This is a genomic window from Dehalobacter sp. TeCB1, assembly GCF_001707455.1.
Taxonomy (GTDB): Bacteria; Bacillota; Desulfitobacteriia; order Desulfitobacteriales; family Syntrophobotulaceae; genus Dehalobacter; species Dehalobacter restrictus.
In genome coordinates this window covers 1-13,280 of the sequence record NZ_MCHF01000014.1, presented here as the reverse complement: position 1 = coordinate 13,280, position 13,280 = coordinate 1, and the positions used below count along the sequence as shown (strand labels likewise).

14 protein-coding genes are annotated in these 13,280 nt (G+C 46.7%); 1 reads left to right on the top strand and 13 read right to left on the bottom strand.

Annotated elements, in window-relative coordinates:
• Positions 1 to 35: 35 nt before the first annotated feature.
• The 10 genes from argR to xseA all read right to left on the bottom strand — a co-directional run bounded on the left by argR (position 36) and on the right by xseA (position 8,220).
• Positions 36 to 485 carry an arginine repressor gene (gene argR, locus A7D23_RS04160; protein WP_019225576.1) on the bottom strand — a complete coding sequence of 150 codons (450 nt, stop codon included), beginning with the start codon at positions 483 to 485 and terminating at the stop codon, positions 36 to 38.
• Positions 482 to 1,120, bottom strand: a complete 639-nt coding sequence (locus tag A7D23_RS04155; protein ID WP_242871495.1) for a class I SAM-dependent methyltransferase — start codon at positions 1,118 to 1,120, stop codon at positions 482 to 484. The genes argR and A7D23_RS04155 overlap by 4 nt, the downstream gene beginning before the upstream one ends.
• Entirely contained in the window at positions 1,080 to 1,898 is an 819-nt protein-coding gene (locus A7D23_RS04150) for an NAD(+)/NADH kinase (protein ID WP_019225578.1), read from the bottom strand. Before A7D23_RS04150 ends, A7D23_RS04155 begins: the two co-directional genes overlap by 41 nt.
• Before the next feature lie 4 nt (positions 1,899 to 1,902).
• Positions 1,903 to 2,721 carry a TlyA family RNA methyltransferase gene (locus A7D23_RS04145; RefSeq protein ID WP_025205487.1) on the bottom strand — a complete coding sequence of 273 codons (819 nt, stop codon included), beginning with the start codon at positions 2,719 to 2,721 and terminating at the stop codon, positions 1,903 to 1,905.
• 59 nt (positions 2,722 to 2,780) lie between these two features.
• A complete protein-coding gene (gene dxs, locus A7D23_RS04140; protein WP_019225580.1) occupies positions 2,781 to 4,655 on the bottom strand; it encodes a 1-deoxy-D-xylulose-5-phosphate synthase in 1,875 nt (624 codons plus the stop codon).
• 1 nt (position 4,656) lies between these two features.
• On the bottom strand, positions 4,657 to 5,235 hold the full coding sequence (locus A7D23_RS04135; protein ID WP_019225581.1) for a hypothetical protein: 579 nt from the start codon (positions 5,233 to 5,235) through the stop codon (positions 4,657 to 4,659).
• A gap of 76 nt (positions 5,236 to 5,311) precedes the next feature.
• Positions 5,312 to 5,770 (bottom strand): divergent PAP2 family protein, encoded by a 459-nt coding sequence (locus A7D23_RS04130; protein ID WP_015042532.1) that lies wholly within the window; start codon positions 5,768 to 5,770, stop codon positions 5,312 to 5,314.
• Positions 5,771 to 5,857: 87 nt separating this feature from the next.
• Positions 5,858 to 6,724 (bottom strand): polyprenyl synthetase family protein, encoded by an 867-nt coding sequence (locus tag A7D23_RS04125; RefSeq protein WP_019225582.1) that lies wholly within the window; start codon positions 6,722 to 6,724, stop codon positions 5,858 to 5,860.
• Positions 6,725 to 6,739: 15 nt separating this feature from the next.
• The gene (gene xseB, locus A7D23_RS04120) at positions 6,740 to 6,976 is read right to left on the bottom strand and encodes an exodeoxyribonuclease VII small subunit (RefSeq protein ID WP_019225583.1); all 237 of its coding nucleotides are present in this window, start codon (positions 6,974 to 6,976) and stop codon (positions 6,740 to 6,742) included.
• On the bottom strand, positions 6,973 to 8,220 hold the full coding sequence (gene xseA, locus A7D23_RS04115) for an exodeoxyribonuclease VII large subunit (RefSeq protein WP_019225584.1): 1,248 nt from the start codon (positions 8,218 to 8,220) through the stop codon (positions 6,973 to 6,975). The genes xseB and xseA overlap by 4 nt, the downstream gene beginning before the upstream one ends.
• Positions 8,221 to 8,399: 179 nt before the next feature.
• Between xseA and A7D23_RS04110 the strand changes: the two genes are divergently transcribed.
• On the top strand, positions 8,400 to 8,918 hold the full coding sequence (locus A7D23_RS04110; protein WP_019225585.1) for a DUF2148 domain-containing protein: 519 nt from the start codon (positions 8,400 to 8,402) through the stop codon (positions 8,916 to 8,918).
• 155 nt (positions 8,919 to 9,073) lie between these two features.
• Here the strand turns inward: A7D23_RS04110 and A7D23_RS04105 are convergent, their stop codons facing one another.
• The 3 genes from A7D23_RS04105 to A7D23_RS04095 all read right to left on the bottom strand — a co-directional run bounded on the left by A7D23_RS04105 (position 9,074) and on the right by A7D23_RS04095 (position 12,888).
• A complete protein-coding gene (locus tag A7D23_RS04105) occupies positions 9,074 to 10,027 on the bottom strand; it encodes a magnesium transporter CorA family protein (protein WP_025205486.1) in 954 nt (317 codons plus the stop codon).
• Between the two features lie 627 nt (positions 10,028 to 10,654).
• Complete coding sequence (gene gltA, locus A7D23_RS04100) at positions 10,655 to 12,043, bottom strand: NADPH-dependent glutamate synthase (RefSeq protein ID WP_019225587.1); 1,389 nt, start codon at positions 12,041 to 12,043, stop codon at positions 10,655 to 10,657.
• A 2-nt stretch (positions 12,044 to 12,045) separates the two neighbouring features.
• On the bottom strand, positions 12,046 to 12,888 hold the full coding sequence (locus A7D23_RS04095; protein WP_015042523.1) for a sulfide/dihydroorotate dehydrogenase-like FAD/NAD-binding protein: 843 nt from the start codon (positions 12,886 to 12,888) through the stop codon (positions 12,046 to 12,048).
• Between the last annotated feature and the right edge of the window lie 392 nt (positions 12,889 to 13,280).

Sequence of the window (13,280 nt, the reverse complement as noted above, 5' to 3'; positions counted from 1 at the left end):
CCATACGCAGTCAATCCATGATTTTAAGGCATGGTTCAGCTCAGTTCGGTTAGTCTTTCCAGAATGATTTCTATTTGTTCTTTAGGTTTGATCAGAAGAAAGATGGTATCATCACCGGCTACAGTGCCGATCACTTCTTTCCAGCCAATATTGTCAAGCAGCAACGCCATCGCCTGCGCATTTCCCGGTATGGTCTTGATCACAATGATGTTTTCGCTGCTGTCGAACGAGATCACGACTTCCTTGAACATTCGTTTCAATCTTTCCTGATACCCGGGAGGATGCGCTTCAGCCTGAATGGCATAGCGGTATTCATCGTCCGAGCCGGATATCTTGATCAGACCCATCTCCTTGATATCCCGCGAAACAGTGGCCTGTGTGACATGAAAGCCCTCTTCGAGCAGCCTTTGCGCTAATTCTTCCTGCGTTTTAACCGGTTCATTGGTAATCAGTTCCTGGATTTTTTTCTGACGGCGGCTTTTCATGAATGATCACCTCTGTTCTTCTGAATTGTTAGCCAATATGGAGATGTCTCACCTTGATTTAGATACATTCCCTGCAGGACATGAAAATCCTTCTTGGACAGTTCTGCTGCATAGGCATTCAGTGTATTTGCTTCTTCCAAGCTGCGGCTGTGTCCGCGATAGACGGTCAACATGATGGCCCCTTTGGCAACCAGCAGCTTCAATGTATCATTTACCGCCCGAAGCGTTGTCTCCGGCCCGGTAATGATTGTCTGACTGCTCCCGGGCAAATATCCGAGATTAAAAACGGCAGCTCTGATTCCTTGCGGAACAAGGCGCCCAATCTCTGTGTGACTCTCCTGGAATAAGGCTACCCTGTCGAGCATCTTATGCGCTGCGAGCAGTTCCCGGGTTGATTGGATAGCTTCTTCCTGAATATCAAACGCAAACACCCGGCCTTCAGGACCCACGCATTCCGCCAGAAAAAGGGTGTCCTTGCCGCGTCCTGCCGTAGCATCAATCACCTGATCTCCCGGCTGGATAAGGTGCTGCAGATACATTTTTAACATTGTCTGCGTATTTTCGATTCCCTTCGGATTAAAGACACCGTTCATCTCATGATTCATGCCAGCGGTCCCGGAGTTTCTCCCGGACAACCTTCGGGAAGCTCCTTCCTCCAAGCCGGATAAATCTTGCTTTGATCGGAGCCGTCTCAATCCGGACCGCATCTCCGGAATTCATGGTCGTCAGATACTTCCCGTCGACGGTCACCCGGCATTTATTGCCTCTGGTCAGACTGATATCTATTTTTTCCTTGTTTGATATGACCATTGGCCGGGACGAAAGCGCATGAGCAGCCAGCGGCGTGATCAGCATGGCCTGAACATCCGGACTCACAACAGGTCCGCCGGCTGAAAGTGAATAGGCGGTCGAACCTGTCGGGGTTGCAATAATCAAGCCGTCCGAAGGCGGACTCGCAATCGGTTCACCGGAAAGCTTGACCTGAAGCGTTATCAGCGTCTCTTCACTGTCCCGGATAAAAACGACATCATTCAGAACCATATCCTGCTGTTTCTGACCGTCTTTGAAATATGAAGTAATCATCATGAGTCTCTCATCGACCGTATATTCATTGCGCAGCACCTTTTTTAAGGCAGAATAGATTTCGCCGCGCTCAACCTCGCATAAAAAACCAAGCCGGCCGTAATTCACGCCGAGAACCGGGATGTTGAACCGGGCGGCTTCTCTGGCAGCTTTCAAGACTGTGCCGTCTCCGCCAAGGGAAAGTACAAAATCAACATCTTCCGTAATCTCCTGGTCCCATTCCGGTACAGTTTCCCATCCCTGACTGTTGAACCAATTAATCAGCTGAGGGGTGATGCTCTCTTTCGTAATTTTAGAATGGTTAATCCATATCCCTACCTTATTTCGCATCCGTTCACTCCGTTCCTGCCTGAGCCTTCAGAACAAGCTCATTCAGACAAGGATTCCAGTCGAATACCGCTGCCTCTTGCTCATTTCCCTTGCGGAGCCAGGCTAAAAATTCTATATTTCCTTCGGGACCGCGAATTGGCGAAAAATCTAGTCCCTTGACCAGAAATCCTTGTTTTTGAGCTTCAGACAGGACGTTTTGCAGAACCCCCCGGTGGACTTGCGGGTCTCTGACAACACCGTTTTTGCCGACATTCTCTGGACCGGCCTCAAATTGCGGTTTGATGAGGACCAGCCCCTGTCCGCTTTCTTTCAGAATCGCTGTCATCGAGGGAAAAATCTTGGTCAGGGAAATAAATGAAACATCACATACGATCCAGTCTACTTTTTCCGGGAGACTGTCAGCAGTCAGGTAACGTGCATTGGTTCTTTCCAGGCAGACCACTCTTTCGTCACTGCGCAGCCTCCATGCCAGCTGACCGTAGCCGACATCGACCGCATAGACCCTGGAAGCCCCATTCTGCAGTGCACAATCTGTAAATCCACCGGTAGACGCCCCAATATCGGCAATGACCTTATCCTTCAGATCCAGCTGAAATACGTCCATCGCCTTGGCCAGTTTCAGACCTCCGCGCGAAACGTAAGGATGGATCTCTCCCTTGACAATCAGGCCCGTATCTTCTTCCAGCATGATGCCTGGTTTGTCAAGACGAAGATTGTCCTTATAGACTTTTCCGGCCATAATTAAAGCTTTAGCTTTTTCTCTGCTTTCAACCAATCCTTTTTGGACCAGAAGAAGATCGAGTCTGGATTTATTTTTGGCCACGATATGCCCATCCTTGCTCTATATCTATTTAAAATCATTAATAAATCGTTAATAAATCATTAACATCTATTCTTCATCAGTTCTCTGGAAACACTGACAATATGCTCAATTGTAAGGCCGCAGTCTTGATGGAGAAGCGGAATTGCCCCGTGTTCAACATAATCATCATATCCTATCCGTTCGACTGCTGTACCTTGAATTCCTTCTTCTTCGAGAACTTCCAGTACCGCGCTGCCCATCCCTCCGGCGAGGATATGGTCCTCAACCGTAACCAGCCTCCCTGTTTTTTGGACCTCAGCAGTCACCATTTCCCGATCGATCGGATTGATAAAACGCAAATTAATCACACCGGCCTGAATACCTTCAGACTCCAGCTGCTTAGCAGCCTCCATACAAAAATTGACAACCGGCCCAAAACCGATCAGGGTAATATCCTGGCCCTCTCGCAGCAGTTCCGCTTTGCCTTTCGGCAATGTTTCGAATTCCTTATCAATCTTCACACCGACACCGGCCGACCTCGGGTACCGGACAGCTACCGGGTTGTCCAAGGTGAGCGCTGTATGAATCATATGTTTAAGTTCATTTTCATCTTTCGGTGCCATCAAGGTGAGGTTCGGGATCGTTCTGAAAAAAGAGATATCGAATATACCATGATGCGTCTTCCCGTCCTCGCCGACGACGCCGGCCCTGTCGACCGCAAACACGACCTTGGCGTTTTGCAGGCAGACATCATGCAGGACCTGGTCATACGCTCTCTGATAGAACGTGGAATACATGGAAACAACCGGTTTCAGTCCCTCCAGCGCGAGTGCCGCAGCAAAAGTTACCGCGTGCGGTTCGGCAATTCCGACATCAAAAAATCTTTCGGGGTAATTTTGGCCGAAATTGTTCAGACCTGTCCCCGATCCCATGGCTGCCGTAACTGCAACGATCCTGTTATCCTCTTCCGCCAATTCACAAATGGTCCGTCCAAAGACTTCCGTATAAGTCGGCGGCGCATTCTTTTTAACCATTTCACCCGTTTCTTTGGAAAATGGCCCTACCCCATGGAAGATATCCGGGCTTTGCTTGGCCGGCTCATACCCATTGCCCTTACAGGTCTTAATGTGAACCAGAACCGGACCTTTTTTTTGTTTGGCCTGATGGAGAACCTTTTCCAGTGCCGCAATATCATGTCCATTAATTGGCCCGAGATAGGTCAGACCCAGCTCCTCGAACAACAGACCGGGTACCAAGAAATATTTAATGCCGTCTTTAGCCCTTCCGGCTGCTTTGGCCATGGAGGAACCAATACACGGGATATTTCTTATGAACTTTTGGACATCTTTCTTCCTTCTGTCGTAAGATGGATCTGTCCTGATCTTGTTCAGATACGAGGACATTGCGCCGACATTCTGGGAGATAAACATTTCGTTGTCATTTAAAACAATAATTAAATTGCTGTCGCTGTTACCGGCATGATTCATCGCTTCATAGGCCATCCCGCCGCTCATTGCCCCATCACCAATCACAGCAACAACATGATAATTTTCCTTCTTAATGTCCCTGGCTTTGGCGAAGCCCAGTGCAGCTGAGATGGAAGTGCTGGCATGTCCGGTATCAAAACAGTCGTATTCGCTTTCCTCTCTCTTCGGAAAACCTGCCAAACCGTGAAATTGCCGGATCGTCTTAAAAGCGTCCTTCCTTCCGGTTAGAATCTTATGAACATAGGCCTGATGACCAACATCCCAGATAATCTTGTCGGTTGGGGTGTCAAATACTCTATGCAGCGCCAGGGTCAGTTCCACAACGCCGAGGTTTGATGCCAGATGACCGCCATTCACAGAAATAATATCTATCATCTCCTGACGGAGTTCTTCGGCCAGAACTGTCAGGTCACTTTCGTTTAAGCTTTTCAGGTCGGTCGGAGAATCAATTTTGTCCAGAAGCCGCAAATTATTTTCCTCCTCGTTTATTTTTTGTCATGCTCAGTCCAGTTACCTTTTCCACACTGGCAATCACTCTGCCGGTCATATCAACAATCCGATTTGCTTCGTTAATCGCAATGGTTTTGCCCCAGGCCTTTCCCGTCACAGTAAGCGAAGCAATCAAGGCCAAAATCAACACATTTAAAAGTACCTTCCAGGTACTTAAAACAGAAAATTTAGCGATTAAGCTTAAGATAATGGTCGCGCCCATCGCCCCGCTTAATGTTCCCGTGATATCACCGACAATATCATTGGCAAAATTGGCGACTTTATCGGCGTGTTTGATTAAATAGACAGACTGCTTGGCACCAAAAACTTTTTTGGCTGCCCTGGCATGGTGAGGCGCTTCATCAGCAGCTGTCACCGCAATACCGATGATATCAAACAGGATTCCGACCGTAATCACAACCATGAGCAATATCCAGGTCAGGCTTACCGAAAAAAACCTTAAAAAAGCCTCTGTTCCACTTCCCAGAAGTGAAGCAATAAAAAACGTGGCAATAAATACGGTAATAATATAGCGAACACTTTGTTTCTTGCGAACCAAAAGTCTATCCTGCCTTTCTAATCCTATACCCCGTGCTCAAAATAACGACATGAGAATGCGCTGCATTCTGGCGTCACTAAAAGATCAAACCGACTGCGCAGCCTAGAATTGCGCCGCCAAACACTTCAAAAGGCGTATGACCGATTAGTTCCTTAAACTTTTCCTCTTGAATATTATAACCTAAAAAATCTGTCGGGTGCTGCCGCATCCATTCCACAAGATAGTTGATAATTCTGGCATGATTTCCGGCTGCGCGCCGGACACCGGCAGCATCATACATGACAATAACAGCCAGCGTAACAGCAATCGCAAACAGAGAAGATTCCCAGCCATCGGTTTTGCCAATGCTGATGGCCAAGGCACAGACAATCGCTGTATGAGAACTTGGAAATCCACCGGAACTTGTCAGAAGATCAAAATCCCATTCCTTCTCAATCACAAAATTGATCAGGATCTTTAAAAATTGGGCAAGTATCCAGGCAAAAAGCGAAACCCACATGATATTGTTGTTCAATATCGAAGAGACTGGGTTCATGGAGATGAATCATCCTCTCTCATCCTGATTAATTTTTTCTATCATGATGATGTTTCTGTCATTGTTCCCGTCATTCGTCATTTTTATCTAGTTTGTTCTTTCAGCGGTGTAGTCAGCCAGCGATAATAAAAACGCTGCTTTCGGGCCAAAACAAGATAGGGATTCTTTCGCCAGAAAGATCGTTTTTTCCAGTTGTTCCCTGGCCCCCTCAAGCCCCAGCAGCGACGGATAGGTTGGTTTGCCGGATCTCTGGTCCTTACCGGCGGATTTACCGATAACCGCACTTTCTCCTACAACATCAAGAATATCATCTTTGATTTGAAAGGCTAATCCCAAGTATAAAGCATAGCTTGTCAGGATTTCAATCTCCGGTTCCGATCCTCCGCCTAGAATTGCGCCAAGACGAGCTGAAGCCTTCAGAAGAGCGCCGGTCTTTAAATGATGGACCTGCTCGATATCAGCCAGCGTACTGTTTTCTAGGTTTCCAAGCGTATCCAGGCTCTGCCCGCCGACCATGCCCTGCCAGCCCGCGGCTTGAGCGGTCTCTCTGATGACCCTTAATTTATTCTGAGCCTCTATTGCCGAAGGTCCGGCCAGCAGCTCAAAAGCAAGCGTAAGCAAGGCATCACCCGCCAAAATGGCTCCCGCTTCTCCGAACACTTTATGGTTAGACAGTTTACCTCGGCGATAATCATCATCATCCATGGCCGGAAGATCGTCATGAATCAGGGAATAGGTGTGGATAAGCTCGATCGCAGCTGCTTCTGACACAAGCTCTTCCGGACGGCCGCCGACAAGCTCCGCACAGGCCAGAGCCAATACGGGCCGAATCCTTTTACCTCCGCCGACCAGGGAATAGTTCATACTCCTGGCCAGGATATTCCGATCCAGCGGCAAATGATTGAGATATTGTTCAACCATCTCCAAATAGTCATGATAGCGTTCTTTAAACATTTTCTGTCTGTACTCCTAATCTTGATCGGTTACAACCAGTTCGCCTTTACTATTTTCCAACAACACTTTGACCTTTGCTTCGGCCGAATCCAGAAGGCCGTTACATTGTTTGATCAGCTTAACTCCTTCCCCAAACAAGTCCAGGGACTGCTCGAGCTGCACATTGTTCTGATCCAGATCATTAATGATTTGCTCCAGCCTTTCAATCCCTTTATCGAAGGTGAAGGCTTCTTTATCGCTATTCTTTTTCATGGTAACCCTCTCTTGACGTTTGAATCGTTTGAAGCTTGAAGTTCTTCTATATCTGTAACTTCGCAGATTAATGTCCCGTCACTGAGCCGCACGGATAAAGCGTCCCCTGCTGCGGCCTGTCTTACCGTTTTGATTAATTTCCCCTCGATATCATAGGCTAACGAATATCCTCTTCCCAGTATATTTAAGGGACTTAATAAGTCAATTTTCGCGCTTAACAACCTAAGTATACCATTTTTTTCTGTCAGAAATCCAGTCATTCCCTCGACAAGACGCGTGGAGAGATAATCCAGATTCTGTCTGGACTGTTCGACACGCCAGCCCGGGCGGGCCAAAGCAGAGTTGGACATCAGTTCTTCCACTTTATGCCTTTTGGTTCGCAGAACGCTTTGGATCCTTTGTGTGAGTTTTTCTTCATAATAACGGATACCGTCTTTCAATTCGTTAAGGACCGGAATGACCAATTCTGCAGCAGCTGACGGCGTCGGTGCTCTTAAATCGGCAACAAAATCCGCAATCGTATAATCGACTTCATGACCGACAGCAGAAACCACCGGTATGCTGGAAGCGGCAATGGCTCTTGCCACCTCCTCAGTGTTGAAAGCCCATAGTTCTTCCAGGGAACCGCCTCCCCTGCCGACAATCAGCAGGTCAATCTCTCCGTAATGATTGGCCCGCTGAATAGCTCGGGCGATTTCTCCCGGTGCTGCCTCACCCTGAACCGCAGAAGGAATAATGATTAAAGAAACCAATGGATTGCGTCTTCGGGCAATGTGCAAGATGTCCTTCAGCGCTGCTCCGGTAGAACTGGTCACAATGGCCACCCTCGAAGGAAATCTTGGAATCGGTTTCTTTTTCTCTGCGGCGAACAGTCCTTCGGCAGCCAAGCGGCTCTTTAGCTGTTCAAATGCCAGGTATAAAGCACCGAGGCCGCTCGGGTAGATTTCTTCCGCATACAGCTGGACGCTGCCGTCTTTTTCATAAAGACGGATACTTCCCCGGATCGACACCTTCATTCCGTTTTGAGGCTGAAAACCGGCCGTCAGATTCCTGGTTTTAAACATTACGGTTTTAATGCCGGCTTCTTTATCTTTCAATGTAAAATACCAGTGACCTGATGGAATATGATCTTTAAAATTAGATATCTCGCCTGTCACCCAGCAATTCCATAAACCGTTATGTTTTTTCAGCGCGTCATTGATTTCCCGGTTGACTTCCGATACTGTCAGTATTCTTTCAGTCAAATCAGTTCCACCTCATTTAAATACCCTTTAAATATCCTTGTCAATCTTAAAAATATGGATATAATGGCGTGCAGATTTTTACAAAGTTCTGGTAATTCGTTATAATAATAGTACTATTATACTTACAAAATACCAAAAACACTAGAACAGCGCACAATTTTGAAGGGAGAAGCAGAAATATGGAAATTATGAAAACAGTAGCAGAGCTTATGGCTTTGTCCGCAGTCACTGCTCCGAAAGCAAAAGGACAGGATTACATAAACGTAAAGGTCATTACAGAATCATCTGTACTGACTTATCTGGCCGATGAAATGTCGAAGTGCAGCGAGGAAAACGGGAAGAAATTTTTCAACCGTGATGCTGCCAATATACGTAATTCTCAGGCGCTGGTTTTACTGTCTCTGAAGAATGCCAAACATGCCGGCTTAAACTGCGGCGCCTGCGGCCATCCAAACTGCGCGATGCTCGAAGCTGTCGCGCAAGGGCCGGAATTTAACGGTCCGCTTTGTCCCTGGCGCCTGATTGACCTGGGTATTGCGCTCGGATCAGCCGTAAAGACAGCCGGAACACTCAACGCGGATAACCGCATCATGTATTCCGCAGGCGCCGTTGCGAAAAAAATAGGGTTAATTGAGGGGGATATCGCTGTCGCAATCCCGCTGAATGCGAGCAGCAAAAACATCTATTTTGACCGGTAATGTTCTGTTCTTACTTAGTCATTTTTGTAAAGAATCTTTTGTATTCGTATACTGCTGATAGCTCACAGACTATTGGTGGTATTTTTTTATCATTTTTCCCGAGCAATAGGAAAAGCGCCTCAAATGAAGCGCCATCTTAGACTGAATATCTTTTCTTATAATATCTTCCTCCGAATCAGGATATATACCGCAGTTCCCGTAACCAGCGCAGCAATCGCCACGACGAAGCCAAACCCATATGGATTTGAATCGCGGAAAGGGACATTGACATTCATTCCCCAGAAACTTGCGATCATCGTCGGAATCGCTAAAATAATCGTCATCGACGTTAAGAATTTCATGACCATATTCAAGTTGTTCGAAATAATGGATGCAAACGTATCTGTCAGATTCGTAAAGATCCTGCTGTACATCTCAACCATCTGAACAGCCTGATTATTTTCAATGATGACATCTTCCAGCAAATCCTCATCTTCTTCATGAATCTGAATGAGATGCCGGCACTGATTATTTGAGCGAATACGCAGCAGCCGGTCCATAACAATGCCATTGGAACGAAGCGAGGAAGTAAAGTAGGTTAAACCCTGCTGGAGATCCATCAGTTCGAATAGTTCTTTGTTTTTCATGGTTCTGCGCAGATCCACTTCAATTTGTTCACTTAACCTGCTGATTTGGCGCAGATATCTTAAATAATACGTTGCCGACTTGTAGAGGATCTGAAACAAAAACCTTGTTCGCTTGGCCGTATTGAAAGACCGCCGGTTATACTCATTAAATTCGAGAACAACGGGGTTATTTTCGAGACAGACCGTGATAATGTTTTCAGTCGTTATAACGATACCCAAAGGCAACGTGTCATAACTCGTCTCACTTAACATGACCGGTATATTAATAAGAATAAGCGCAGAATCATCTTCGATTTCAATACGCGGACGTTCTTCTTCATCAAGCGCCGCTTTAAGAAAATCAAGCGGGCAGTTGGTTTTTTCCGCAATCAGAACAAGTTCATCTGACGCGGGATTAACAAGGTTGACCCAGGCATTTCGCGTCAGGCTGTTCAGGTCATATTCCTGGTAATTAATTCCATCATTTTTATAGATTCTGAGCACAGCTTCCCCCCGTTTTCCGCAGGAAGAAAGTCTCAGAATCAAATGATCAACGCTATCTGCTTGATGACAGAACTATTTTCAATGTTCAAAAAATCGTAAGAAAACTAAGACTTTTTCCTGCTTTATACTATTGTAGATTTCTATTCCTCCGTAGGAACCGTCACCGTCCAGTTTTCTCACCTGCTCTCATTTTTAGAAAACTTGGCTGATGCCAAGCCTTTTGGCAGTCGCCTTCGTTTCACTGAAAAAAGACTCTAATGTTTCAAAAGTCTTTCGAAGCCTATAAAAAATATACTCTCTAATCAGGCATAAGTCAAACATTAATGAAAAATGACCGGCTGAACACGTACCGGCCATTTTCTATAATAATTTTTTGGACACCGAATTAAATAAAGTTTCCGTTCATCCTATTGTAACTTGTCAGGTGGTCATACCACCGTCCGACATGTACAATATATCACAAATCACATGAGTATACAAGTACTTTACGTGATAGTTTTTAAATTTTTTACATTTTTTTGGATGGTGCTAAAAGTGCACCTCCAAATGCTAGATTTTTTTGTCCAACATTTGGGGTGCACTTCAATATGACGTCTTTTATTTAGGGCTAAGTTGTGTTACAGTCAGCTAGTTTGTCATTAAATACGCGTCGATCGAAGCTGCAGCCGTTTTTCCAGCGCCCATTGCCAGAATGACAGTGGCTGCGCCGGTCACGATGTCTCCGCCGGCATACACACCCGGAATCGAGGTCGCCATGGTCGTCTCATCGGCTACGATGTTCCCCCACTTGTTCAGTTCCAAACCTGCTGTCGTGGTGGTCACGAGCGGATTCGGTCCCTGCCCGATTGAGACTACGACGGTCTGCACCGGCAGGTCAAACTCGGAACCTTCAATCGCTACCGGACGGCGGCGTCCGGATGCATCCGGCTCACCCAGCTCATATTTCAGACAGGTCATGCTCTTGACATTACCGTTTTCATCACCATTGATCGCAATCGGATTGGTCAGGATCTTAAATTGAATGCCTTCTTCCTCAGCATGATGCACTTCCTCAACACGCGCCGGCAGTTCGGTCATGGAACGGCGATAAACGATGTATACGTCTTTGGCGCCGAGACGAAGTGCTGTTCTGGCTGCGTCCATGGCCACGTTGCCGCCGCCAAGTACCGCGACCTGCTCCCCTACTTTGATCGGGGTCGCATGATTCGGGAAATCATAGGCTTTCATCAGGTTCGACCGGGTCAGAAACTCATTGGCGGAATATACGCCGTTGTAATTTTCACCCGGAATCTTCATAAAGTATGGCAATCCAGCGCCGGTGCCGATAAATACGGCATCATAGCCGTTTGCCAGCAACTCCTGAACAGAAGTGACTTTGCCGACAACCTGGTTAACCAGGATTTCGACGCCCATATCTTTTAAGCTGTTGATTTCTTTCTGAACAATGGCTTTCGGCAGACGGAATTCAGGAATTCCGTACATCAGTACGCCGCCGGCCACATGCAAGGCTTCCAGAACGGTTACGGCATGGCCTTTGCGGGCAAGCTCAGCTGCACAGGTCAGTCCGGCAGGACCAGCACCAATGACGGCTACTTTTTTGCCTGACGGCGTTGCTTTTTCTAATTTGCTTGTGCCGTTGGCCATTTCGTAATCCGCTGCAAAGCGCTCCAAACGGCCGATTGCAACCGGTTCGCCCTTTACGCCAAGGATACACTGGGCTTCACACTGGGATTCCTGCGGGCAGACACGTCCGCAAATTGCCGGCAGGGTATTTTTACCTTTTAAGATGGACGCAGCTTCGAGGTGTTCACCCTCGGCTATTTTATTGATAAACTGCGGAATATCTACCCCTACCGGGCAGCCTTCCACACATTTTGGCTTCTTGCACTGAATGCAGCGTTTGGCCTCTTCTGCAGCAGTCTCTACCGTGTATCCCAGCGCAACTTCGCTGAAATTTTTCCCCCGGACAATCGGGTCCTGACAGGGCATATCATGTCGTGGTGCTTTTGATGCCATGATTATTTGCCCTCCTTTGCACACTGGCACTTGACTTTACCGTAAGCGACAGCTTCTTCGTTTTTAAAGAAGGCCGAACGTTTCATGGCCAGGTCAAAATCTACCTTGTGGCCGTCAAATTCCGGCCCGTCAACACAGGCAAATTTGGTTTCGCCGCCGACATCGAGTCTGCAGGCGCCGCACATACCTGTTCCGTCGACCATGACAGGATTCATACTGACGATGGTCTTAATACCAAGAGGTCTGGTGAAATTCGCTACGGATTTCATCATAACGACCGGACCAATCGCCCAGATCGCATCAACTTTGATGCCCTGATCCAAAACGGACTGAATGCCGTGCGTGACAAAACCCTTCATACCATAAGTCCCGTCATCGGTTGTAATGATGACTTCATCACTTACAGCCCGCATTTCGTCTTCGAGGATCAGCAGGTCTTTAGTTCTTGCTCCGAGAATGGAGATGACCTTGTTGCCTGCTTCTTTCAGGCCGCGCGCAATCGGATGAACCGGCGCGACGCCCACGCCGCCGCCAATGCACAGAACCGTACCGTAATTCTCGATTTCGGTGGCTTGTCCGAGCGGACCTACAAATGTAACAAAAGAATCCCCTTCCTGCATCCGGGTAATCAGATTGGATGAATAGCCTACTTCCTGGATGACGATGGTGATTGTCCCTTTATCCCGATTAAAGTCCATGATGGTCAAAGGGATCCTTTCAGATTCCTCATTTTGTCGAACAATGACAAATTCGCCGGGTTGGGCTTTTTTGGCGACTTCCGGAGCTTCTACTTCCAGCAGTGTAATAATGTCCGCCAACTGCCTTCTTTTGACTACCTTATACACGTTGTCTCCCCCTCAGGATTATTCGTTGTACCGACCAAACGGATGCATGGTCCCTTTTTCCAAGCTATACAAGTATATACATCTATGTTTGGCACAGTAACACGTATTTGATACTTTACCTTGTTTATTATAAATGAACTTTTGCCTCGAAATCAAGTCTTTTAATTGTAAAATGTCCTTAGGGCACGAAAAAACTCATTATATATCATATTTTTAGTTTTATTCTAAAATCTTTTTTCTAAGGAAACACTGATTAAATCGCCCCCCGGACAAAAAAATGGTAAAATTAAAGAAAACAGTAACAGGTGGTAAAAATGGGGCAACAAACCTTTTCGGATATAGAATACTCAAACCGACGGAAGAAAACGAAACGAGAAGAATTTCTTGAAATA

What these genes read in the sequence shown, in the direction of transcription:
- argR (WP_019225576.1), bottom strand. Translation starts at nt 485, where the DNA reads ATGAAAAGCCGCCGTCAGAAAAAAATCCAGGAACTGATTACCAATGAA.
- A7D23_RS04150 (WP_019225578.1), bottom strand. Translation starts at nt 1,898, where the DNA reads ATGCGAAATAAGGTAGGGATATGGATTAACCATTCTAAAATTACGAAA.
- A7D23_RS04130 (WP_015042532.1), bottom strand. Translation starts at nt 5,770, where the DNA reads ATGAACCCAGTCTCTTCGATATTGAACAACAATATCATGTGGGTTTCG.
- A7D23_RS04125 (WP_019225582.1), bottom strand. Translation starts at nt 6,724, where the DNA reads ATGTTTAAAGAACGCTATCATGACTATTTGGAGATGGTTGAACAATAT.
- xseB (WP_019225583.1), bottom strand. Translation starts at nt 6,976, where the DNA reads ATGAAAAAGAATAGCGATAAAGAAGCCTTCACCTTCGATAAAGGGATT.
- A7D23_RS04110 (WP_019225585.1), top strand. Translation starts at nt 8,400, where the DNA reads ATGGAAATTATGAAAACAGTAGCAGAGCTTATGGCTTTGTCCGCAGTC.
- gltA (WP_019225587.1), bottom strand. Translation starts at nt 12,043, where the DNA reads ATGGCATCAAAAGCACCACGACATGATATGCCCTGTCAGGACCCGATT.